A 22,976-nucleotide genomic window follows, 5' to 3' on the forward strand; every position below is an offset into this window, starting at 1 on the left:
CGATCGAAAACTGCCCAATCTGCCCGACACTCCCCAAAGCCCTGTCACCAAGTGGTCTCATACGACGCGCGAGAGAGGCGGCTTGTCATCGCCGTGACCACACGCCTGGCGGCCTCAATCAAGCAGCAGCATCCTCATGTGGAGACACTTCATGACCGCTCAACCGCACTCACCCCCACCGCGCAAAGACCTGGTGGAGCGCGCGACACCCTTCCTGCCCGCGGGCAGCGACATACGGCAGGCGTTCATATGCCAGGCCGCACCCCACTTCGCGTTCTTCGTCATCGCCTATCTGACGGGACTGACCATTCCGTGGATCAAATATCGATGCGTGGCAGTCACGCCGGAGGCCATCTACGTCCTGGACAGCACCAAGTTCTCCGGTGGCGCCAAGCCTCGGCGACTGCTGGGCACCATGCCCCGCGCTACGCAGCTCGGGCCGGTGACGGGCCGCTGGGCTCAGGTTTCACTGCTCGGCGAACGTCATTGGGTCCACAAACGCTTCCACGACCAGATCGACGCCGCGGATCGCGAGGCCGCACTGCGGTAGGGATGGGCGCGTGGCAGCCGCGTTAGAACGCGGGCCACGGGATGGGCCGCCGTCGGTCCGGCGTCGGCATCACCGGATTGTCCAGCAGCGCCTCTGCACGCCGACGCAGCGCGACCACCTCCTGGCGGGTGATGTGCCCGCGCAGCGCGCGCCCGAGGCTGCCGTCGACGGCGACGCGCAACTGTTCGACGGCGGTCAGCACGTCGTCGTCGATCGGCTTGCCGGCCCACCCCCACAGCACTGTGCGCAGCTTGTCCTGAGTGTGCAGGCTCACGCCGTGATCGACCCCGTACAGGTTGCCGTCCAAGCCGACGAGGATGTGGCCCCCCTTGCGGTCGGCATTGTTGATCAGCACGTCGAACACCGCCATGCGGAACAGCCGGGCGTCGTCGATGTGCACCAGCGTGACTTCGTCGCCGGCGTAGTCGTAGGCGCGCAGCACCGGCAGATAGCCGGCGGGCACCTTGTCAGCCGGGAACAAATCGACGGGGTCGGGTGTGGTGCGGGTGGTGTCGGTCGAGGTGTCGCCGGGCTCCTCGATCCACAGCTGCACCATGCCACGGCCGGCAGGGCCATCGCGAATTATGGTGTGCGGCACGATATTCCAGCCCAATGCTTCCGACACCAAGTAGGCGCCGAACTCTCGGCCGGCCAAGGTGCCGTCGGGGAAGTCCCACAGCGGCTGCTCCCCGGCGACCGGCTTGTACACGCAGTGCACTCGATGTCCGCAGCGGTCCGCCTCGCACAAGAAGGTCGCATTGCTCGCCGAGCGGATGCGTCCGATGACCGTCAGCTCGCCAACCTGCAGTGCCTGGACGTCGTCAGGACTCGGCGTCATCAGCCAATGCGCCTCGGCGATAACCGTTGGTGCGCACGCAAATATGGCCGGCCGGATCCAACGGCTCGTCACACAACGGGCACGGCGGACGACCGGCCGAGATGACGCGGTGCGACCGGGCGGCGAACTCGCGGGCCGACTCCGGCGTCAGGAACACGCGCACTGCGTCGGGACCCTCTTCCGCGTCGTCGAGCACCACCGACGCGTCGAACTCGGTGTCGGTGACCGCCAGCAGTTCCACCACGACGGTCTGCGCCTCGGAGTCCCAGCCCAGTCCCATGGTGCCGACCCGGAATTCGGCGTCGACCGGTGTGATCAGCGGGCTGAGGTCCTCCACCTCGCCAGTGTCCGGCGGTATGGGCGTGCCGAAACGGCGGTGAACTTCGCTGAGCAGCGCGCCGATTCGCTCGGCCAGCACGGCCACCTGCTGCTTTTCCAGCACGACGGACACGACGCGGGAATCGTGCACGGCCTGCAGGTAGAACGTCCGGTTTCCGGGCTGGCCGACGGTCCCGGCCACGAAGCGGTCGGGTGAGCGGAACACATGAATAGCGCGCGCCATGACATATCCAAAATACCGGTAGATGCTGCTGCGCCGTAGTTGCGGCGGTGCGTCGGTTCGCTATTCGGTGGAGCCGCCCACTACGGCATCAGAGGCCCCTACCTCGCCGTCGGACGGCGGTGCCGTCAGAGCCGCGGCGAGATCAGCGCCGGTGTGGTTGACGTGCAACACGAAGGGGCGCATCGGGGTATAGCGGATCACGCTCATGGACGCCGGGTCGGCAACGATGCGCTGGAAGCTGTCCAGATGCGTGCCCAGCGCGTCGGCCACCACGGCCTTGATCACGTCGCCGTGCGTACAAGCGACCCACAGCGCGTCACGGCCGTGCTCGTCGGCCAGCCGCTTGTCGTGCTCGCGGACCGCAGCCACCGCGCGGGCCTGGACCTGCGCCAGGCCCTCGCCGTCGGGGAACACCGCGGCGCTGGGCTGGGCCTGCACCACCTTCCACAGCGGCTCCTTGACCAGCTCCCCCAGCTTGCGGCCAGTCCACTGGCCGTAGTCCACCTCGGCGAGCCGCTCGTCGAGCACCGGCTCGATGCCGAGCGCCGCGGCCAGTGGCTCCAGGGTGCGCACGCAGCGCAGCAGCGGCGAGGACACCAGTGCGCGGATCGGCAGCGACGACAGCCGGCCCACGACGCCGTCGGCCTGCCGGCGCCCGTGGTCGTCGAGATCCACGCCCTCGGACCGGCCGGCCAGCACATGGGCGGTGTTGGACGTCGACTGGCCATGGCGCAGCAGGATGACGGTCACGTCGCGGACACCACGCCGCTGCCCAGCAGCACCAGCACCGCCGCGCCGACGAGCACCCGGTAGCCGACGAACCAGTACATGCTGTGGCGGACCAGAAACCTCAAAAGCCACGCGATTGCGGCCAGGCCGACCACGAAGGCAATCATCACCGCCACCGCCAACTGTGCGCCCGTGGCGCTCATCCCCTCGTGGACGGGTTTGAAGGCATCAGGCAACGAGAACAGTCCCGACGCGAACACCGCGGGGATGGCGAGCAGAAACCCGAAGCGCGCGGCCAACTCTCGATCCAGGCCGAGGAACAGGCCGGCGCTGATCGTGGCCCCCGATCGCGACACGCCAGGCACCAGAGCCAGGCACTGCGCGAGGCCGACGATCAGCGCGTCACCCCAGCGCAGTTGCTCGGCGTGGCGGGTTTGGCGGCCGACGTACTCCGCCGCGGCGATCACCGCGGAGAATACGACGAGCGCGACCGCGATCACCCACAAGTTGCGCACCCCGGTACGGATCTCGTCCTTAAACAGCACCCCCAGCACGCAGATCGGAATGGTGCCGATGATCACGTACCAGCCCATCCGATAGTCGGTCCGGTCGCGGTGCGCCTTGACGACCAGCCCGTCGAGCCATGCCTTGAGGATGCGCCAGATGTCGCGGGCGAAGTAGACCAGTACTGCCAACTCCGTGCCGAGCTGACTGACCGCCGTGAACGACGCACCGGCGTCGTCGGCGAAGAACACGCGGGACGCGATCGCGAGATGGCCCGACGAAGAGATCGGCAGAAACTCCGTCAACCCCTGCACGACGGCCAGAAACACCACTTGCGCCCAGGACATAGCCGTCGGTTCCACGCCGACGACCGTACCTGCAGCAGCTAGCGGACTGGCTGTGCCTCGGCTACCGCATCCCGCACGGCCGCGATAAGGCTGCGCTCGTCGGTGACATCGATGTCGGTGAGCCGACGGGTGGCCGTCGCGACCACGTCTTCAGGCTGCGGCACCGGACCGGCGAAGCGTGGCCGGTACACCTCGACCACCAGCTCGTTGCGCCTGCAGTAGAACGCGAAGCTGCGGCCGTCGTCGAGCCTGCCAAAACCGTTGGCGTGGACTCCGGCCATCACGTCTTCGAAAACGAATTCGTCGCGAGGACACTCGCGGTGGACTGCGAGAGCCATCAGCCGACCGTTTCGCCGACGTGAATAGACTGGCCGCTCGTTGTCAGCATCGTTGCCACCTCGCAGGCCTACCCGATGGTGAGAGGCGCTAAACGTCTCCGTCGGGTGGTCGGCGCAGCGGTGTGCCTGGTGGTGCTGAGCGCTTGCTCGTCCGGCCCGGTCGGCGGACCGCCGCCCACTATCGCACCGGCCGGCCCGGCGGTGTCCCCCCACACCACCTCTGCTCCGACAGGACAGGTGCGTCCGGTGACGCTCAACGCCCGGGCCGCGGTCTTCGACGCGGCGACGGGGTCACTGGTGGTGCTGTCCGGCGACCGGCTCGCTGTGGTGGCGAGCGGGCCGGTCCGACTTGTGCAGCTGCCCGGTGCGGCGACGGCGGTCACCGGCGACGGCCGCGGCGCGGTATACCTGTCGGCCCGTGGCGGATACCTGCGTCTCGACGTGCGCGCCGGAGCGGTCACCCGCACCGGAGTGTCGGGGCATGACGACACCGACTTCACCGCGATTGCCTTGCGTACCGACGGCCGGATCGTGCTCGGCAGTGCCGACGGCGCCGTCTACACGCTGAACTCCGACGCCACCGTTGCGGCTTCGGTGAAGATCTTCGCCCGCGTCGATGCCCTTGTGACCCAAGGCAATACGGCCGTTGTGCTCGACCGGGGACAGACGTCGGTGACCACCATCGACCCCGACGGGCGCAAGGCGCAGCACGCGCTGCGCGCCGGCGAAGGCGCCACCACGCTGGCTGCTGACCCTGTGGGCCGGGTTCTGGTGGCGGACACGCGCGGCGGCGCTCTGCTGGTGTTCGGCACGGACCCGCTGATGCTGCGGCAGCGCTACCCGGTTCCCGACGCTCCTTACGGCCTGGCGGGGACCAGTACCCTGGCCTGGGTGTCATTGACCGCGGCCAACGTCGTCGTTGGTTACGATCTGGCCACCGGAATACCTGTGGAGAAGGTGCGTTACCCCACCGTGCGACAACCCGATGTGCTGGCTTTCGACGACGCCACCGGCACGCTGTACGTGGCGTCGGCCAGCGGAGATGGCGTTCAGGTGATTCCGGACGCGGGGCGGCGGCGATGACGTTGGCCGGCTGGGACGTCGAGATGTCCGACGACTACGAATGGGTTCCGCTGCGGCTGCCTCCTGATGTCACCCGTTTGAGCGCGTCGACGCGACTGTCGATCGAAGCCGAATACCGCGGCTGGGAACTGACCCGGGTGCGCCTGTACACCGACGGCAGCCGACGAGTGCTGCTGCGGCGCCGCAAGACTGAGCGTCCCACCGACCAGCCGGGGATGTAATGCTGTACCGCGCGATGCGGCGGGTGATGTTCTTGGTGCCCGCCGAGCGGATTCACACGTGGGTGTTCTGGGTGCTGCGAGCCGCCATCCGTGTCGGGCCGCTGCGCCATGGGCTGCGCCGGCTCCTGGCGCCGTCTGACCCGATGCTGGCGTCGACGGTGTTCGGGGTACGGTTTCCCGCTCCCCTTGGCTTGGCCGCCGGCTTCGACAAAGACGGCACCGGGCTGGACGTGTGGGGTGCCTTGGGCTTCGGTTTCGCCGAGGTGGGCACCGTCACCGCGCACCCGCAGCCCGGCAACCCAACGCCGCGGCTGTTCCGGGTGCCCACAGAGCGCGCGTTGGTGAACCGCATGGGGTTCAACAACCAGGGCGCCGGCGCCCTGGCCGCGCGGCTGGCCCGCCATCTGCCCGATGTGCCGATCGGGGTCAACATCGGCAAGACGAAGGTTGCCGACGACGCGGTCGCCGATTATCGCGCCAGCGCGCGGCTGGTCGGTCCGCTTGCCGACTTCCTGGTCGTCAACGTCAGCTCGCCCAACACCCCGGGCCTGCGCGACCTGCAAGCCGTGGAGGCGCTGCGGCCGATCCTGGCCGCTGTGCGAGCGGAGACGACGACGCCGATCCTCGTCAAGATCGCACCGGACCTGTCCGACGCCGAGGTGGACCAGATCGCCGACCTGGCCGTCGACCTCGGCCTGGCCGGGATCGTCGCCACCAACACCACGGTCCGTCACGACTTCGGCGAGGGCGGGTTGTCCGGGCCACCGTTGGCCTCGCGCTCGCTGGAGGTCCTGCACCGGCTGTACGCGCGCGTCGGCGGCCGGCTGGCACTGGTGAGCGTCGGCGGCATCGAGACCGCCGATGACGCGTGGCAGCGCATCACCGCCGGGGCGTCTCTGCTGGAGGGCTACACCGGGTTCGTCTACGGCGGCGGCTTGTGGGCCAAGCACATTCACGACGGCCTCGCGCAGCGGTTGCGCGAGGGCGGGTTCGCGAATCTGGCCGAGGCGGTGGGCTCGGCGGCGCGCCGTTAGCCCTCTTTCTGCTCGTAGGTGCCGTGGATGACGGCTCGCGCGATGGCGTTCATGAACAAGTTGAAGCCCAGGTAGGCGGGGCTGGCGTCCTCGTCGAGTTCGAGCTTCTCGACTTTGACGGCGTGCACCGCGACGAAGTACCGGTGGGTGCCGTGGCCGGGCGGCGGAGCGGCGCCGACGTAGCGGCGCATCCCAGCGTCATTGACCAAAGTGATTGCGCTGCCAGGCAATTCGCTGCCGTCGCCTACGCCGCTGGGCAGCTCGGTGCACGTGGCGGGCAGATTGGCCACGGCCCAGTGCCAGAAACCCGAGGCGGTGGGCGCGTCGGGGTCGTACACGGTCACTGCGAAACTGCGGGTTTCTTCGGGGAAGCCGGACCAACTCAGCTGCGGCGAGACGTCTTCACCGCCGGCGCCCATGATGCCGCTTACCTGAGGCGTTTCCAGCGGTTGGCCGTCTTGGATGTCGTCGGACGTGAGCGTGAACGTCGGCAGCTTCGGCAGGAAGTCGTACGGGTTGTACGGAAACGCCATCAGAGGTCCTTTCTGTCAGCAGTGCATCAGTTCAGCAGTTCAGCAGGAAGTGCTCGAGCACCTGGGCGCCGAACTTCAACGACTCGACGGGTACCCGCTCGTCGACACCGTGGAACAGCGACGCGAAATCGAGATCGGGTGGCAGCCGCAGCGGCACGAAGCCGAAGCAACGAATTCCCAAGCGCGCGAAGTGCTTTGCGTCTGTGCCGCCCGACAGCATGTAGGGCACGGTTCTGGCATCCGGGTCGGCGGTCAACAGCGCCGCGTTCATCGCGTCGAGCAGCTCACCGTCGAAGCTCGTCTCGTACGAGGGCAGGTTGACGATCCACTCACGACTGACGTGGGGGCCGATCAGCTCGTCGACCTCCTTCTCGAATGCCTTGAGCCGGCCGGGCAGGATCCGGCAGTCGACGACGGCCTCGGCGGTGGCCGGAATGACGTTGGCTTTGTAACCAGCCTTGAGCATGGTGGGGTTGGCGGTGTCGCGCAGGGTGGCGCCGAGGATCTTGGCGATCGAGCCGAGCTTGGCCACCGCGCCGTCGATGTCCGGCGAGGTCCAGTCGAAGGTGTAGCCGGTCTCTTCGGACACGGCTTGCAGGAACTGCTCGACTGCGTCGGTCATCACGATCGGGAACTGGTGCCTGCCGAGTTTCGCCGCGGCCTCGGCCACCGCGGTCACCGCGTTGTCGTCGTGGATCATCGAGCCGTGACCCGCTCGGCCGCGCGCGGTCAGCCGCATCCACATCATGGCCTTCTCGGCCGTCTCGATCAGATACAGCGTGCGCTCGCCGCCGCCTTTGCGCGGCACTGTCAGCGAGAAGCCGCCGACCTCGCCGATGGCCTCGGTGACGCCGTCGAACAGGTCTTGGCGGTGCTCGACGAGCCACTTGCAGCCGTACGTGCCGCCGGCCTCCTCGTCGGCCACGAACGCGAACACCAAGTCCCGGGGCGGCACGATGTCGTTGCGTTTGAAGTGGCGGGCGGCCGCGAGCGTCATGCCGACCATGTCCTTCATGTCGACCGCTCCGCGACCCCACACGTAGCCGTCCTCGACAGCGCCGGAGAACGGGTGCACGCTCCAGTCGGCCGGCTCGGCGGGCACCACGTCGAGATGCCCGTGGATCATCAGCGCGCCGCGGCTGGAATCCTTGCCCGGCAGGCGGGCGAAAACGTTCGCCCGGCCGGGGGCAGTCTCGATGTACTGCGCCTCGTAGCCAACCTCGTCGAGCTGTCGCGCCACCCACTGCGCGCACTCGCGTTCGCCTTTGGTGGTGGCGGGATCGCCGGTGTTGGACGTGTCGAAGCGAATCAACGCGCTGACGAGGTCGACCACCTCATCGATCGCACCTGTCACAATCCCCTTTCCTACCATTGTGGGTGGCGGCAGGTGACGAGCGCTCGGCGAAGGACCGAGAGGCAACTTGGGTCAGGAACGCAGAATCCGATAGCCTTAGCTGCCCACACAGGTCCGAGTGGCGGAATGGCAGACGCGCTAGCTTGAGGTGCTAGTGCCCTATTAACGGGCGTGGGGGTTCAAGTCCCCCCTCGGACACATCCGGCGACACGACTCAGGTCGGCAGTCGCCGTGACTCGCCGAAGATGCGGGTCGTAGTCGAGACGCAGGCCCAAGCTTGCGTACACCTCGGCGCGCTCAGCTCCGGTTGCCGCGCCGAGGATGACCGACAGTCCGCCTAACTCCTTAACTAACTCACTGATCTCGGCGGCACACATGGCGCGGGGCCGCGCCACTCGCTCAACGCGTGCCCTCAGCTCGTCGCGCTCGGCGGTACGTTGACGCAACGCAGCAGTTAGATCCTCAACGGCCACGCCAGACTCCACGGCGGTGATCAAGGCAGCCACTTTGGCATTCGCCTCGCTCAGCTGGCGCTGCAAGGCGGCGTAGCCAGGTCCGGCCGCCGGGTCCACGTCTTGCCCGCGTGCGAGGTCTTCTGGATCGGCCAGAGTGGCGATCCATTCGTCGAGTCGCGCTGTCACTGCGTCTTCGCGGAGATAGACGGTGCGCGGATGATCACTCAGGTCCACAGGTACAGAACGTGACTTGCCGAACTCACAACGGTAGAGGATCCGCGTTGTTTGCTTCCCCGGCCGGGCGGCGCCCTGCATGCGGCGTCCACATGCGGCACAGAACAGCAGCCCGCGCAGCGCATATGGCACCGTCGATTCTCTGCTACACACAAGACCCGGACCCCGCCGCGCCTGCATCCGAAGTCGGACAGCCCGCGCCAGCTCGTCAGTGATCAGCGCTTCGTGCGTTCGCCGGTCAGGTGCGATCCAGTCGACCTCGTCACGCCACCGCATGCGAGTCTCGTACCCGGCAGCGACATCGTCGGGGTTGACCAAGACCTCGTATTTCTCCTGCTTGCCCCACACACGAATACCGCGGTACGCCGGGTTGTCGAGGATTGCGCGGATCGCCGAATGGGACCATCCGCGCGGATCACGGTGCCGGTTCCGCTCCGGGTCATATTGGCTTGGTGATGGCACTCCATCGTCGGTGAGCTGCTGTGCGATGAAGCGCAAGCCAGCACCATCGGCGTACATGCGGTAGATCCGCTCGACGACCGAACATGTCGCGGGGTCGGGTTCGAGACGATGGAGCCGCTGCCCAAGACTTGCCTTGGCAGGGTTGGGATGCGGGCCGGCATCGACGAGTCGATACCCGTACGGTGGGCGACCGCCGAGGTATCTGGTTGTGTCCTGCGCGAGTGCCGACATCGCGGTACGGACGCGCATCTGGATTCGTGCGCGTTCTCCCTTGCTCATACCGCCGAAGAGCGTCATCACGAGGTCGTGTGCCTCGGATCCGGGATCAACCGCTCCGCCGACTTCAGGCACCCATAGGCCAACCCCGTAGTGCGTGAGCACCGGGAAAGTGAGCGCAAATTGCGGTCCGTAGAACGCGCGAGCAGGTTCCCCGATCACCACGGCATCGAAGCCACGGTCACGAGAAGTGACATCTGCAAGCAGACGTGAAGCCTCCGGTCTGCGTTTCCAGGGAAGCGAACGGCTTTGACCTATATCGAAGTAGTCGACAGCGAGGACTCCGCCATGCGGAGTGATCAGATCGATGGCACGACGTTTCTGCCAGCTGCGGCTCGCCTCGGGATCTTGAGCGTCCTCGGTACTCACTCGGCCATAGAAAGCGAACCTGAGGCTCATGCCACTTCCCTTCGTGATCCGCGGGTCCGGTCCCGCACAGCCAGTATGACGTTTACCAGCGCGCGGTTGGCCTCGCGCGGAAGCCGATTCCGGTTCGGCAGGTCAATTTGAACACCTCCCTCTGACATGCTCGGTGCATTAATTCGAGCGTCACATTCGGAGCGAGCATGTGGGGTTGGGCATCGTTCAGCCATCGCTTGCCCCTGGTGGATCCCAATGCTGGCTGCGTGTGTGGCGACGGGCTTCCACTAGTCCGATGCGGCGGATGTGAATACGTTGGAGGGCCGCGGAATAGACGAGACTGCGATCGCCGAGGCTGCCGGGGCCGGCACGGTCAAACTCCCACGCCACCAGATCATCGCCACCGGCGAAGTCACAGTCGGGATCGTATTGGTATGCAGTGCTTTTCGAGCTTTCCTGACGCGTCCAAATGGCGCGCTGTTCGCGCAGCACGGTCATGGTAGTCGAATAACGGCGGGATTTGCTGGTGATGTGGCCGCGGAATCCGAGGGTGTGCAACCACCGCCCGATGCCGGACAGTCCTTTGTCCGCGAGATCGCTGATGGTGGTCAGGATGGTCCGCACATGCTCGGACACGTCCAGGTCGGGTATGGCTTCCGTAGATAGGCGGCGTGCGCTGATTCCGAGGGCTGCCAAGGATTTGGTGACATACTTGGCGAGATAGCGCGCCACCAGCCGGCTAGACATGGACCGGCTTGAGCCTGAATTGTGCTCATTTGGCGGCGGATCCACCGATGCGGTTAGCGGTTGGGTGTCGATCTGTGTGCCGAACCGTATCGTCTGCCCACCGCCATCGGCTGTCGGGTCGTTGACGGTGAGTGTGACGGTGCGGATGGCGTACTGGATGACCTTAGCGAGTTCGACTGCACCGATAGGTGATTCCCACCCGGGGCGGTCAAGGTCGTCGTGGGGATCCAGGCGGATCAGTGCGTGGATGTGTGGGATAGCGCGGGCTTGCAGTTCGACGATCTTGATGAAGCTCACTCGCACCGTATCCGGGTCAACTCCGGCGGCTTTCAGGCTTTTGCGTAGGGCGCGCCGCAGGGTGATGGTGAAGCGTCGCCACAGTTCGGGCAGGTGCCACGTGAACAGCACATGCCCGGCATAGTCGTAGCACTCCGGACACAGCGGCTGGCCGACCCGCTCGTCGCCATGATCATGGGACATGCTGCACCACAATTGTTTTCCATGCGGGCAGCGTCGGTAGCCGCCGACCCGGTGCTGGTCGCGGCACACCTGCGCTGCCTTCTCCCGTGACTTCGTGGCGGTGTGGACGGCCCCGAAGCTCGGTGCGGTGAGAGTGACAAACACTTGCGGATGATCGGCCACCGTGGTGGGCATGCCGTGGTGACCGCCAGCGGCACCGGCGTGCACGAGTTGCCAGGTGTCGCGGGCGTAGAGATCCGAGCAGGAGGGGCAGATGTGGGCGCGACGGTTGTTGCAGCGCGTCCATACCACCCGCTGACGCCCGTACTCATCGGCACCGATCAGCTGGATGGGGTGGGCGCAGAATCCGACGGATTCTGCTCGTCGCCACCAGGATTCGTATCCCATCGAGGCGGCGCGCCGCACCATCTGCTCGACCACCCGGGCGGTGTCAGCTGTATCCGGAACACCCGGTAGGACAAGCTGCGCCGATGTCGTGGAGCTATTCACCGCTGCCCTCACTCGCGGTGTGGCCGGTATCGGTGTTGTGTGGCTGGTGGGGCTTGTTCGGTCGCCTCGCGGTTCGGCGGAACCGGCTGGCCAGGGCGGTAATGTCGTGGTCGGTGACGTGAAAGGCCCGCACCCGCTGGGCGTGGGCGGTGCCGTCAACCATCATGTAGCCCACCCCGGGGGTGGTGTCGGGGATGCGGTCGCATTCTGCCCCGGCATCGCGCGCCCCTTGGCCGAGGACCATGGTGGTTTGGGTGGCTTCGGTCAGCCGCAACCCGATCCGCACCGTGAACAGCTGCCGTACCGGCAGGGTGTCTTTGGCCGGGTCTTGGACCGCGGCGACCACGCTGATGCCGACTGCGCGGCCTTGGGAGAGCAGCAGGCCCAGGAGTTGTTCGACTTCGGTGCGGACCTTGCGGTCGGTCACGTATGCGGTCAGTGCGGCGATCTCATCGATCACCGCAACGAACAACGGCTCCGACGTCGTGGGGGTGTGTAGGCGGGTGTGGCCGCGCAGACGATTCGCCCGGGCGTGCATCACCGTGACGAGCTGGCGTAGCAACTCCAGGGTGGTGTCGGTGGCGTCGTGGGTGAACACGGTGAACAGGGGTGCTCCGGCACCGAGTTCCATGCCGCCTTTGGGGTCGATGACACACAACCGGACCAGCCCGGTCTTCACCGCGGGGGCAATGCCGGCGATCAACGACCACAGCACTGAGCCTTTGCCTGCGCCGGTTGCCCCGGCGATCAGCACGTGGTGACCGAGCAGCGGCACCTGCCACCAATGTCGCGTTTCGGTGATCCCGACCCGCACCGACACCAGATCGACCGGGGTGGCCGGGGTTGGCATGGGCAGGGCGATCGGTTCAGCCAGCACGTCTGCGCGCATTAACGTGATGCGCAGTTCGCCGGGCGAGATGGCGGTGATGCTGATGCGGCCGGCGCGCCACGCGGCGGCCAGCGCGTCGGACTGTTTATGCCAATCTGCCACGGACTGGCCGGTGACGATCCGCACCACGAGCACATCGGTGGTTTTACCGATCGTCACCGTGCGCAGGGTGGGAGTGAGAGTGCGTCCGCCGAGGGTGGCGGTCAGGCCGTGCAAGGTGCAGGTCGATTCCCAGGTGCGGGTGTAGCGCGACCACGTGAGCCAGCGCCGCCGTACCGGTTCGGTCACCCAGGCGCGAAATGACCCCGGTTGGAGCCAGGCCCAGCCCGCATACCCGGCACTGCACACGATCGCGCAGATCAGGCCCACGCGTGGGCCGTGGCTGATAGCAAGGACGAGGCTGGCGATGATGGGCACGCTGATCGCCGGGAACAGCACCGCCCACCACAGCACATACCCGGATGCGGTGAACAGCGACATGACCAGTTCTCCGAACCAGTCGTCATCGCCTGATCCACTGTTGGTGGTGTTCTTCTTGTTCGATGTCATGAGAGATGCCCTCCGTGAGCGTGTGGTCAACAGCAATGCCCGGGGTGTCGGGGTGGCGGGGTGCGATGATCTGCTCACCGCACCCCACACCCGCTTGGGGGTTGTTACTTCTGCGGGCGTGTCTGCTCACTCGGCGCAGCACCACTGGCGGTGGCGGCGGTGAGGGCATCAGCACGGAACGCCACCCCGCTGCGATCACCTTGGGCCCACGGGATGGCCACCAGACCAACTACCGAAACAGGCTGCGTGACTGTCACTTTGGGGTCTCCTGCCACAGTGACAATGAGCACTTCGCCGCCGGAGTCATCCAGCGCGAGGACCTGGGTGGCGTACATCGGCATCCCGGTGGCGGTGTCGACTTTCGGGGCGCCGGTTTCGAAGTTCAGCCGTGGCTCAGGAGCGCGGGTGACGATAAAACGAGTCCCAGACGTATCGATTCTCAAACGCATTGTCCTACTGGTCCTTTCGTGAGCTGTTGACGCCGGTCCGGCGCTGGACTCAGTTCACGTGGACATCACGGACGTTGCGAGAGACATATGCCGACATTTCCGACACATCCACGGGCATTTCGGACACGGCCCGGACATACCCACGGACATCACACCGGCACTATCGCCGCCGGGTGGCGGCAGTCGCATGGCAAACTAGACACCACGCGCTGAGGGATGGATACGGACGACACGGGAAGATGTGCGCTGGCACGATGGACGAGCAGGACGGCACCGAGGCCGCCATCACTCCCAACGATCGCCTCGTGCAGCGGCTACACGCCAAAGGTCTGTCCTCGCAGCGGTTCGCCACCGCGGTGGGTGTCGATATCAAGTCGGTGCGACGCTGGCTGGCCGATAGCGACTACAGAATTCGCGAACACAACGCCCACAGAGCCAGCGAGGTGCTCGACTGCACCCCGCATGACCTGTGGCCCAACCAGTACCCACCCTCCACCGCGAGCGCAGTGGCAACAGCGTCTGCGGGTGGGCCGTTCACCGCGACCCTGTATGCCAGCCGCACCCAGCTACCCATCACCATGTGGCAGCAGCATTTCGCCGACGCCACCACCGGCATCGACATCCTCGTCCTGGCGGCCACGTTCCTGTTCGACACCCTCGACGGATTCCTCGACACCCTGCTCGCCGCCGCCGCCCGCGGTGTGACGGTGCGGTTTCTCGTCGGGGACCCCGACACCCCCACCACGATCCTGCGCGGCGAGGAGGAAGGGATCGGCGAGGCCGTCATCGCCCGCTGCCGCACGTCCGTGGAACTGCTCGCCCCTCACGCCGGCACCCCGGGGCTGGACATCCGCACCCACGACACCGCGCTCTACACGTCGATCTTTCGGGTCGATGACGCCATGATCGTCAACTTCCACATCTACGGCTCAGCCGGGCGCAACAACCCTGTGCTGGTTCTGTCACGTCACCACGAGCCACGGCTCTGGGCCACCCTTGAAGACGCTTTCACCCAGGTCTGGGACCATGCCAGACCGCTGACCTCGAAAGGCTGACCCCGATGCGCACCGACTACTACAACGACCCCAACGCCCCGGCGCCCAACAGTGTCGTTCCGTCGGCCTCGGCCATCGTCACCGACGAACACGGTCGCATTCTGCTGATCAAACGCCGCGACAACACCCTGTGGGCGCTACCGGGCGGCGGCCACGACATCGGCGAAACTATCGCCGACACCGCCGTGCGGGAAGTCAAAGAGGAAACCGGGCTTGACGTCAAAGTCACGGGTCTGGTCGGTGTCTACACCAATCCCCGCCACGTGGTCGCGTTCACCGATGGCGAAGTCCGCCAGCAATTCTCGCTCCTGTTCACCACCACGGTGCTCGGCGGCACCCTTGCCATCGACCACGAAAGCACGGACATCGCCTGGACTGCACCCGACGAGATCCCTAACCTGGATATGCATCCGTCGATGAGGCTGCGCATCGAGCACTACCTGCAACACCGCGACGGCCCCTACCTCGGCTAACCGGCTGGGTTTATAGCCAGTCGCGTACTCGCCGGACGGCCGCCAACAATTCGTCGCGGCCCGCGTCGACCGCCCGGTGCACCGGGTCCTCGGATCCATAACGCGACAGCACGTCGCGTAACCGATCGCGCGGTGATATCGGCGCCCCGTCAGGTCCGGTCGTCAGATCGCAAAAAGTCAGCACATCAAGGAAATCGCTGGGCGGATCACTGAACGCGGATAAGCCTGACAAGCCCCGCTCGGCAGCCTCCGCGTGCGCTCCGGTATGAAAGGCCACCAAGGAGGCGGCCAGCTCCCCGAAGCCGGCCGCTCGCACGTACTCCGCTCCATCGAGCGGATGAAACCCGGTCCGGCGCAACGACGATGCGTAACCGATATCGTGCAGCCACGCCGCTGCGACCAGACAGTCCGCTGTCTGGGGATCGAAACGCCGACTCAACCGCTCGGCAGTCGCCGCGACGCCCCGGACATGCGCCAACCGCCGCGGCTGCTCAGCCAGCCGCGTCTCGGTCTCGCGCCGTGCACGCTGCGTCAGAACCCCGCTCACAGCCGCCAGCTTACGAGCCACAGCACCATGACGCAGCCCCCTCGCAGCTTATGACGTAGATCCTGGAGGCCAGGATCTGCGAGGAACGGCGGCTACCTGCAGGCTTCGCTACGCTCGCTCTGCTCCCGTACGCTGGCGCTCCCGTCCGCGCCGCTCCCTGCGCTTCGCCCTCCGTCCGCCGCCACGCACACATGCACCCACGACCGGCGCCGGAACTAAGTCGCAGGCCACCACAGCTCTGGCATCACGACGAAGCGCAGCTGCCCTCGCTCCTCGCCGCATCGAGACGCCGCGAGCGGCAGGCTGGACCAACAGCCGCCTGACCGTCGTTGACCTGCGATGTGAGAACTTTCTTTACTGGTATCAAGAACTAGAGTCCGATACGTTTGGCAATGATCTCATTCATGATTTCGTTGGTGCCGCCGCCTATTCCGAGAATCCGGCAGTCTCGGTAGTGTCTCTCGATCTCAGACTCACGCATGTAGCCCATCCCACCAAAGATCTGAACCGCCTCATTGACCACGTAGTCGCACGCATACACAGCGGTGTTCTTGGCCATCGACACCTCGGCAACGACATCCTCCCCCGCTAGCCACCTCTGCATGACCGCACGGGTATAGGTGCACGCCACGTCGACCTGTCGAGCCATCTCCGCGAGCTTATGGCGAATGACCTGGCGCCCCGTCAAGGGTCTACCGAACGTTTCACGCTCCCGCGCCCAACTCTTGGCGAGATCGAGAGCCCGACCCGCCGTCGCGTACGCCTGGACGGCGATGCCGAGCCGTTCAGCCTGAAATTGCTGCATGATCTGCAAAAACCCGCTGTTTGCTGCCCCCACCAGGTTCTCAGCCGGTACGCGAACGTCGACGAAAGACAACTCGGCGGTGTCGCTACATCGCCATCCCATCTTGTCCAACCGGCGGGACACTTCGAATCCAGGCGAATTCTTGTCGATCACGAGCAATGAAACTCCACCGTAACCCGGTCCGCCGGTGCGTACCGCCGTAGTAACGAAGTCCGCCCGAACTCCGCTGGTGATGAACGTCTTTGCTCCGTTGACCACGTAGGTGTCGCCGTCGCGCACTGCGCGTGTGCGCAAATTCGCGACATCTGAACCTGCCCCAGGCTCGGTAACGCCCAGCGAGCCGATCATCTTTCCTGCGAGCGTCGGACGGACATATCGTTCAATCAGGGCGTCGGAGCCATTGGCGGCAATGTGGGGAAGGGCAATGCCATGGGTGAACAAGGCGGCGCAGACGCCAGTGGACCCGCCTGCGGCCAGGATGGCCTCAGTGACCAGTGCAGAGTCAATCGCATTGCCGCCGCTGCCGCCGACTTCTTCCGGGAACCCGATTCCGAGAAGCCCCACCTCGGCAGCATTGAGATGCAGGTCGCGCGGAATCTCACCCACGTGCTCCCATTCCGCTAGCTTCGGCGCGATTTCACGTTCCACGAAAGACCGCGCCATTTGGCTCAGCGCTCGTCGCTCCGGCGTGGTCCACACCTCCGGGGCGATAGCGAAACGAGCAGCCCCATCCCCGCTTGCCGTGGTCGTGCCAGCGTCCGTCATCTCAGCCTCCAGAGAATTTGATAAATGATCTATGAGGTGTCTGATGCTTGCCGTCCTCACGACGGGAAAGAAGGACGCGACGCCAACCACCCAAGCGGCCCGGCCGCATGATCTGCAGCGACGCAAGGACATGAAGACCAGCAGTGGGCATGATGCTCTTCAGAACCGGACCAGCCCTCGGATGTTTTTTCCTGAACGCATATCCTCGTAGCCCTCATTGATTTGGTCGAGGGAGTATTCGCGGGTGACCAATTCATCGAGCTTCAACAACCCAGCGGAGTACAGCTCGACCAGTCGCGGAATATCGTGCGGCGCATTGGATGAGCCATACAAAGCGCCACGAATCTGCTTCTCGTAAAGCGTCATTTCAAGCAGTGATCCTGAGATCGATGAGTCGTCGGGGTGCCCGATGGCCGTGACCACGACGCGCCCGCGCTTTCCGACCAAGGCCAGCGCTTCCGCGGTGTAGGAGGCCTCAGCCACATCGGTGGTGAGGATGCAGACATCAGCCAGCTTGCCCAGCGTCATATCGCTGACCAGCGACCAAGCTTCATCCATCGAGGCCGCGGTGTGCGTCGCACCGAACCCGCTCGCTTGCTCTCGCTTGAACTTCACCGGATCGACCGCCACAATCGCCAGCGCTCCCGCGATTCGCGCGCCCTGAATCGCATTCATTCCGATTCCGCCCGCTCCCACTACCACGACGGTGTCCCCGGCGCGCACCTCCCCAGTCCGCACCGCAGATCCGTAACCGGTCGTGACGCCGCAACCGATCAAGGCTGCCCGATCCAGGGGGATTCCGCCGTCAATCTTGACCACGGACGCCTGCGGCACCACTGTGTACTCGGAAAACGTCCCGAGCAAACACATCTGCCCGACGTCCTCGCCTCGTGCGTGAAAGCGATAGGTGCCGTCGATCTGCGGTCCCATCATGAGCGCCGCTCCCAACTCACAGAGATTGCCCATGCCGCGCGCGCAGTACGAGCAGCGCCCACACGAGGGAAGGAAGGTCAAGATGACAGAATCACCTTCGGACAGTTCCTCAACCCCTTCGCCGCACTCCACGACTGTGCCAGCACCCTCATGACCCCCCACTACCGGCAATGGGATCGGGAGGTCGCCGGTCACCAGATGTTCGTCGGAATGGCACAAGCCGGTGGCCGCCAGCCGCACGAGGACCTCCCCGGGACCTGGCGGATCCAAATCGACTTCTTCGACCTCCCACTTCTGCTCCAAGCCCCACAAAACAGCCGCACGTGTCTTCATGTTGAAGTCCCTTCTATCGAATTACGCTTCTCGAGTAGTTATCCCGACCGCGCACGGTGGTCGCGCGAACTGTCCTGGATGATCTCCGGGCACATCGCCCAGAGGCCCGCGCCGCTCACCCGTGCCCGGGCGCGGTACCGCACCGACATCACACATTGAGCAGGTCGTGACGCTTGTCGGCCTCAAGGATTGCCCGGTATTCCGGAAAGAGGTTCTTTGCCTGCGGTATGAGCTTGATCAGTTTGGTGACAGGACCTTTCGCTCGTACAGTTCCTTTCGCCATCGCCATGGTCAAGTTCACCTTCCCCAACCAGAACCTGTTGCCGGTATCCGCGGACATGAACAATTCGACATTCGGTGTAACGCCACTGTCCGCGCCGGTCTCTACGACCTTCTCCGGCATATCCACGGTTAGTACCGCATCCGGATCGGTGTAGTGGATCCGTAACACCACCCCGGACCCGGCAAGTCTGTTCGCAAGGTCTTCGTTCTCCAAACCTCGTCGAAAGATGCCGGCGAGGTAGCGGTAAACCTCTTCCGCATCAGCGAAGACAGCCATCGTGATTCTCCCTTCTTATGACACAATTCAAAGCGCTCAAATAAATCTGCTGGGTCGCAACCAGTTCGGCTTGCTCCGAAGCAATCAGAACTCATAGGAGTAGATCTCCTGCCTCCCTCAGCGCCTCCGCGAGTCGACGTTCGGCTGTCGGCAATTGCGCAGCCACGGACGCGGCGCCGCTCGCTCTTCGGTGCGGATCTGCACCGCGGTCATAAGCGGCGTGCGCAACCGCGGTCCACAACTCAGATGCGGTCTTTGCAGCCTCCGCTGCTTTAAACGCAGGTTCGAAACTCAACTCTTCAGCGACGCGCCGACATCCACGTGCTTGCAGATCTCGGAACAGACCGCCTCCGGTTCCGGCTTTTTCGATGAAGGCGCTCAGCGCAAACAAGGCTCCGTCGAGGGTGTCGTCGTCAAAGATCTTCGGCCACCGCTTGAGATCCTCCACAAAAGTCGATACCCCTGGTAGCCCACGCACCTGAATTTCACAATCGGAGTCCTCGGTGATCGGCGCGCTCACACACGAACCCTGCATCGCGTCCGCGGACCTACGGAAGGCCGACCGGGCAGCATTGCCGAGATCTGGTGCCGCGCCGGGCCACTCGACTACGTAGGTGGTGTGCCGCGTGGGGACGGGAAATCCCGTCGATGCCCGCGCCTTCCGTAGATTCTCGTAAGGCACGGCTTGAGGTGTATCGCGATCGTTATCGACCACGAAGGCGAGTTCCTCGTCGTCGTCGTACCCTACGATCACGACATCGTGCCGGCTCATACTCAGACGCGTTCTCAGATAGGGCAATTCGGCGATGTCAGTCCACACCATGACCGGCGTACCGGCATCGATCTGTTCGGTCACCCATTTCCACCCGAGATCGGGGTCGTCTGTCGAACGACACTCGAAGCGCGCGCCCAACCGGGTCAAGTATTCGTCTTCGAGGTCCGCGCTGCGTCCAACGAGGTAGATCGGTGGACGTAGGTGGGCCGAGCGAACATACGAGAAGTCGAGGGCCCCGCCGAGAGCAAACACGATGCCTTCGTCCGGGGTGTCATCACCCCAACGGATCCCGGCCCATTCGGTCAAATCCCGAAGAGCCCCCGATCCGCAGTGGCCGCCCATGTCGTGGCGATACGGCACCACCATCGATGCCATCAGTCCTCCTCCTCTAGATGACTAACGTGCGGGCGGCAACTCCTCTGAGTCATAGGGAACGCGAGATGATTTCCTTCATCACCTCGTTCGTGCCGGCATAGATTTTTTGCACGCGCTGATCCACCCACAACCTCGAGATGGGGTACTCGGTCATGTAGCCATATCCGCCGTGAAGCTGCATACAGTCATCGAGTACCTTCATCGCTCGCTCAGTGGTCCACCACTTCGCCATGGCGACGGTCTGCACGTCGAGTTGACCCGCAAGGTGCAGGTCGATGCAGTAGTCGAGGAACACTCGTGCGATGCGCGTTTCTGTCGCGGCTTCAGCCAGCGTGAACTTAGTGTTCTGAAAGCCAAAGACAGGCCGACCGAACGCCTCCCGCTCACGGGTGTACTTGAGCGTCTGCTCCAGGGCAAGTTCCATCGCTGCGACAGCCCCCACCGCGACGATGAGTCGCTCTTGTGGCAGCTGCGTCATCAGCTGAATGAAGCCCTGTCCCTCAGACTGGCCCAGTAGATGCGAGCGCGGAACTCTCACTTCATCGAAGAACAACTCGGAGGTGTCCTGGCCGCGCTGGCCGATTTTGTCGAGAACCTTGCCGCGCCGGAATCCCGCCCGGTCAGCCTCGACAACGATCAAAGAGATGCCCGCAGCGCCCTGGCTCGGATCTGTCTTGGCAACAACGATGATGAGGTCGGCCTGTTGGCCGTTGGTGATGAAAGTCTTGGAGCCGGTGATCACGTACTCGTCACCGTCCAGGAGGGCTTTTGTCTTGACGCTCTGCAGATCGGACCCGGTCCCCGGTTCTGTCATGGCGATCGCCCCGATCATTTCACCGGACGCCATCTTGGGAAGCCACTGCGCGCGCAGCTCTTCAGTCGCGTACTGCAGGATGTAGTGGGCGACGATTCCGCTGTGCAGTCCCGCGCCCCATGAGCTGTCACCTATGCGGGCCTGCTCTTCAAGCACGACCGCTTCGTGCGCGAAAGTGCCACCGCCTCCGCCGTATTCCTCAGGTATAGACATGCAGAGCAGGCCCAGCTCGCCTGCTCGGTTCCACAGTTCTCGGTCGACGTGGTGCTGGTCTGCAAAGCGGTTCGCATGCGGCGCCAATTCGGCCGAGAAGAACTTCGCAGCGAGGTCACGAAGCTCGAGTAATTCGGCATTCATCCAGGGAGAGATTGGTGAGGACATGATTACCTTCCGACAGTTGGAATTCCAGGGATTTGACGTTATGACGTTTCGATTTCGATGAGGTATTCGCCGGCAGAGTGGCGCGCACGGATGGCCTTTTTGTCGTACTTTCCGACGCTCGTTCTCGGAATATCGGACACGAAGCTCCATCGCTCGGGAATCCACCATTTGGCGACTTTGTCCGCAAGGAACGATCGGAGTTGGTCAATGTCAACATCGGTTCCGGGGTGGACGACGACAAGCGCCAACGGCCTTTCCTGCCATTTATCGTCCGCGACGCCGACTACCGCCGCTTCGTACACGGCAGGGTGGCCGATCAGCGTGTTTTCCAGCTCCACCGAGGAGATCCATTCGCCACCTGACTTGATGACGTCTTTCGAGCGGTCGGTCAGTGTCAGATAGCCCTCGGCCTCGATCTTGCCCACATCACCGGTACGCAGCCATCCTTCGTCGAACTTCTCCGTATCGTTGTCTCCGAAATAGGACCCGGTGATCCAGGGACCGCGCGCCTGGATCTCCCCAACTGATTGCCCGTCCCACGGCACGTCTTTCCCGTCGTCGTCCCGCAACCGGATTTCGACACCGCAGATCGGCCGGCCCTGGGATGCGCGCAGCTCCCAGCGCCGCGTCGCGTCGGCTCTGTGAGGCGGACGTGCAACGGTCGCCAACGGAGAGGTTTCGGTCATACCCCAGGCCTGCACAATGGGCACGTCGTACTTCTCTTCGAATGCCCGCATCAACGAAAGCGGAACAGCAGACCCCCCGCACGCGACCAGCCGTAACGAAGAAATGTCCCGCTCAGGGTGCGAATCCAGATATCGGTCGACATCGTTCCAGATCGTCGGCACTGCACCGGCCAAGGTCGGTCTGGTGTCTTCGATGATCGACACCAACGGTTCGGCTTGGAGATACCGGTCAGGCAGTACCAGATCCGCACCGGACATCAACGCTGCGTAAATAAGCCCCCACGCATTGGCGTGAAACATTGGGACGATGGCCAGCAGACGGTCGGCCTCGCTGACTGACAAAGCGTTAGCTGTGCAGGCGGTCAGGGAGTGAAGGTACGTCGAACGGTGGCTGTAGACGACGCCTTTGGGATCTCCGGTGGTACCGCTCGTATAACACATGGCCGCGGCGGACAGCTCGTCGAGCTCAGGCCAGTCGAATGATTCTTCTTGGCCGGCAAGCACTTCCTCGTAACGCAGAACGGTCTTCCCGCATCCCTGTAGCGGGGCAAGGTCGCCCTCTCCGGTGACGATGACGGTGTGCACCGACGCCATCGCTGGGAGCGCGCGCGCCAACAACGGGGCAACCGAAGCGTCGACTAGGACGATCTGATCGCTCGCGTGGTTGGCGATGTACGCCAGTTGCTCTGGGGCCAAACGAATGTTGAGCGTGTGCAGGACCGCGCCCATGGAGGGAATCGCACAGTAGGCCTCCAGATGTTCCTGGTTGCTCCACTGGAAGGTGGCCACGCGTTGGTCTGCCGTGACGCCAAGACTGCGCAGCGCATTGGCAAGGCGAGCCACTCGCGCCAGCACAATGCGGTAAGGCGTTCTCCGATATCCATTTCCGGTCGGAGTGACGACCTCGCTGTCACCGTGTATGGCTGCCGCATGCTGGACGATCGCCGACACCGTGAGCGGAACATTTTGCATTGTGCTTTGCATCGTGTAGT

24 protein-coding genes and 1 tRNA gene are annotated in these 22,976 nt (G+C 64.6%); 7 read left to right on the forward strand and 18 right to left on the reverse strand.

Annotation, left to right across the window (positions count from 1 at the left end):
* Window positions 1-151 precede the first annotated feature (151 nt).
* Window positions 152-550 carry a hypothetical protein gene (locus tag AC5Y4N_RS19010; protein WP_499911717.1) on the forward strand — a complete coding sequence of 133 codons (399 nt, stop codon included), beginning with the start codon at window positions 152-154 and terminating at the stop codon, window positions 548-550.
* A gap of 22 nt (window positions 551-572) precedes the next feature.
* Here AC5Y4N_RS19010 and AC5Y4N_RS19015 read toward each other — a convergent pair whose 3' ends face one another.
* From AC5Y4N_RS19015 to AC5Y4N_RS19035, 5 genes are read right to left on the reverse strand one after another with little or no spacing between them, the layout of a single operon-like run.
* Window positions 573-1,388 (reverse strand): SCO1664 family protein, encoded by an 816-nt coding sequence (locus tag AC5Y4N_RS19015; protein ID WP_499911715.1) that lies wholly within the window; start codon window positions 1,386-1,388, stop codon window positions 573-575.
* Window positions 1,372-1,950, reverse strand: coding sequence for a DUF3090 domain-containing protein (locus AC5Y4N_RS19020; protein ID WP_499911713.1), 579 nt, complete (start codon window positions 1,948-1,950; stop codon window positions 1,372-1,374). Before AC5Y4N_RS19020 ends, AC5Y4N_RS19015 begins: the two co-directional genes overlap by 17 nt.
* Window positions 1,951-2,010: 60 nt before the next feature.
* Complete coding sequence (locus AC5Y4N_RS19025) at window positions 2,011-2,700, reverse strand: histidine phosphatase family protein (RefSeq protein WP_499911711.1); 690 nt, start codon at window positions 2,698-2,700, stop codon at window positions 2,011-2,013.
* Entirely contained in the window at window positions 2,697-3,530 is an 834-nt protein-coding gene (locus AC5Y4N_RS19030) for an undecaprenyl-diphosphate phosphatase (protein ID WP_499911735.1), read from the reverse strand. Before AC5Y4N_RS19030 ends, AC5Y4N_RS19025 begins: the two co-directional genes overlap by 4 nt.
* Before the next feature lie 38 nt (window positions 3,531-3,568).
* Window positions 3,569-3,868, reverse strand: coding sequence for a hypothetical protein (locus AC5Y4N_RS19035; RefSeq protein ID WP_499911709.1), 300 nt, complete (start codon window positions 3,866-3,868; stop codon window positions 3,569-3,571).
* 75 nt (window positions 3,869-3,943) lie between these two features.
* Between AC5Y4N_RS19035 and AC5Y4N_RS19040 the strand changes: the two genes are divergently transcribed.
* From AC5Y4N_RS19040 to AC5Y4N_RS19050, 3 genes are read left to right on the forward strand one after another with little or no spacing between them, the layout of a single operon-like run.
* The gene (locus AC5Y4N_RS19040) at window positions 3,944-4,951 is read left to right on the forward strand and encodes a hypothetical protein (protein ID WP_499911707.1); all 1,008 of its coding nucleotides are present in this window, start codon (window positions 3,944-3,946) and stop codon (window positions 4,949-4,951) included.
* Complete coding sequence (locus tag AC5Y4N_RS19045; protein WP_499911705.1) at window positions 4,948-5,172, forward strand: DUF5703 family protein; 225 nt, start codon at window positions 4,948-4,950, stop codon at window positions 5,170-5,172. The genes AC5Y4N_RS19040 and AC5Y4N_RS19045 overlap by 4 nt, the downstream gene beginning before the upstream one ends.
* Window positions 5,172-6,206: a quinone-dependent dihydroorotate dehydrogenase gene (locus AC5Y4N_RS19050; RefSeq protein WP_499911703.1), complete on the forward strand. Its 1,035-nt coding sequence runs from the start codon at window positions 5,172-5,174 to the stop codon at window positions 6,204-6,206. Before AC5Y4N_RS19045 ends, AC5Y4N_RS19050 begins: the two co-directional genes overlap by 1 nt.
* On the opposite strand, the gene AC5Y4N_RS19055 is transcribed toward AC5Y4N_RS19050, so the two are convergent.
* Together AC5Y4N_RS19055 and AC5Y4N_RS19060 are read right to left on the reverse strand one after the other, a co-directional pair.
* The gene (locus AC5Y4N_RS19055; protein WP_499911701.1) at window positions 6,203-6,739 is read right to left on the reverse strand and encodes a YbhB/YbcL family Raf kinase inhibitor-like protein; all 537 of its coding nucleotides are present in this window, start codon (window positions 6,737-6,739) and stop codon (window positions 6,203-6,205) included. The two genes, AC5Y4N_RS19050 and AC5Y4N_RS19055, sit on opposite strands and share 4 nt — an antisense overlap.
* Before the next feature lie 31 nt (window positions 6,740-6,770).
* Complete coding sequence (locus tag AC5Y4N_RS19060) at window positions 6,771-8,111, reverse strand: M20/M25/M40 family metallo-hydrolase (RefSeq protein ID WP_499911699.1); 1,341 nt, start codon at window positions 8,109-8,111, stop codon at window positions 6,771-6,773.
* 94 nt (window positions 8,112-8,205) lie between these two features.
* Here AC5Y4N_RS19060 and AC5Y4N_RS19065 point away from each other — a divergent pair.
* Window positions 8,206-8,291, forward strand: a tRNA-Leu gene (locus AC5Y4N_RS19065).
* Here AC5Y4N_RS19065 and AC5Y4N_RS19070 read toward each other — a convergent pair.
* The 4 genes from AC5Y4N_RS19070 to AC5Y4N_RS19085 form a co-directional block, all read right to left on the reverse strand.
* Window positions 8,273-9,919: a recombinase family protein gene (locus tag AC5Y4N_RS19070; RefSeq protein ID WP_005086570.1), complete on the reverse strand. Its 1,647-nt coding sequence runs from the start codon at window positions 9,917-9,919 to the stop codon at window positions 8,273-8,275. The two genes, AC5Y4N_RS19065 and AC5Y4N_RS19070, sit on opposite strands and share 19 nt — an antisense overlap.
* 186 nt (window positions 9,920-10,105) lie before the next feature.
* Window positions 10,106-11,596: a replication initiator gene (locus AC5Y4N_RS19075; protein WP_005086571.1), complete on the reverse strand. Its 1,491-nt coding sequence runs from the start codon at window positions 11,594-11,596 to the stop codon at window positions 10,106-10,108.
* Entirely contained in the window at window positions 11,589-13,034 is a 1,446-nt protein-coding gene (locus AC5Y4N_RS19080; protein WP_005086572.1) for an FtsK/SpoIIIE domain-containing protein, read from the reverse strand. The genes AC5Y4N_RS19075 and AC5Y4N_RS19080 overlap by 8 nt, the downstream gene beginning before the upstream one ends.
* A gap of 104 nt (window positions 13,035-13,138) precedes the next feature.
* Entirely contained in the window at window positions 13,139-13,483 is a 345-nt protein-coding gene (locus AC5Y4N_RS19085; RefSeq protein WP_005086573.1) for an SCO3933 family regulatory protein, read from the reverse strand.
* A gap of 254 nt (window positions 13,484-13,737) precedes the next feature.
* Between AC5Y4N_RS19085 and AC5Y4N_RS19090 the strand changes: the two genes are divergently transcribed.
* Together AC5Y4N_RS19090 and AC5Y4N_RS19095 are read left to right on the forward strand one after the other, a co-directional pair.
* Window positions 13,738-14,538, forward strand: a complete 801-nt coding sequence (locus AC5Y4N_RS19090) for a hypothetical protein (RefSeq protein WP_005086574.1) — start codon at window positions 13,738-13,740, stop codon at window positions 14,536-14,538.
* Window positions 14,539-14,543: 5 nt separating this feature from the next.
* On the forward strand, window positions 14,544-15,011 hold the full coding sequence (locus AC5Y4N_RS19095) for an NUDIX hydrolase (RefSeq protein ID WP_005086575.1): 468 nt from the start codon (window positions 14,544-14,546) through the stop codon (window positions 15,009-15,011).
* Between the two features lie 10 nt (window positions 15,012-15,021).
* Here AC5Y4N_RS19095 and AC5Y4N_RS19100 read toward each other — a convergent pair whose 3' ends face one another.
* From AC5Y4N_RS19100 to AC5Y4N_RS19130, 7 genes are all read right to left on the reverse strand, one after another.
* The gene (locus AC5Y4N_RS19100) at window positions 15,022-15,558 is read right to left on the reverse strand and encodes an HD domain-containing protein (protein WP_005116484.1); all 537 of its coding nucleotides are present in this window, start codon (window positions 15,556-15,558) and stop codon (window positions 15,022-15,024) included.
* A gap of 370 nt (window positions 15,559-15,928) precedes the next feature.
* A complete protein-coding gene (locus tag AC5Y4N_RS19105) occupies window positions 15,929-17,128 on the reverse strand; it encodes an acyl-CoA dehydrogenase family protein (RefSeq protein WP_005086577.1) in 1,200 nt (399 codons plus the stop codon).
* A 159-nt stretch (window positions 17,129-17,287) separates the two neighbouring features.
* Window positions 17,288-18,394, reverse strand: coding sequence for an NDMA-dependent alcohol dehydrogenase (locus AC5Y4N_RS19110; protein ID WP_005086578.1), 1,107 nt, complete (start codon window positions 18,392-18,394; stop codon window positions 17,288-17,290).
* 148 nt (window positions 18,395-18,542) lie between these two features.
* A complete protein-coding gene (locus AC5Y4N_RS19115; RefSeq protein ID WP_005086579.1) occupies window positions 18,543-18,953 on the reverse strand; it encodes an SCP2 sterol-binding domain-containing protein in 411 nt (136 codons plus the stop codon).
* Between the two features lie 91 nt (window positions 18,954-19,044).
* Window positions 19,045-20,103, reverse strand: a complete 1,059-nt coding sequence (locus tag AC5Y4N_RS19120) for a BtrH N-terminal domain-containing protein (protein WP_005086581.1) — start codon at window positions 20,101-20,103, stop codon at window positions 19,045-19,047.
* Window positions 20,104-20,152: 49 nt separating this feature from the next.
* A complete protein-coding gene (locus AC5Y4N_RS19125) occupies window positions 20,153-21,298 on the reverse strand; it encodes an acyl-CoA dehydrogenase family protein (protein ID WP_005086582.1) in 1,146 nt (381 codons plus the stop codon).
* Window positions 21,299-21,336: 38 nt separating this feature from the next.
* A complete protein-coding gene (locus AC5Y4N_RS19130; protein ID WP_005118169.1) occupies window positions 21,337-22,956 on the reverse strand; it encodes a fatty acid--CoA ligase in 1,620 nt (539 codons plus the stop codon).
* Window positions 22,957-22,976 lie beyond the last annotated feature (20 nt).

Source organism: Mycobacterium sp. NGS19, assembly GCF_059813155.1.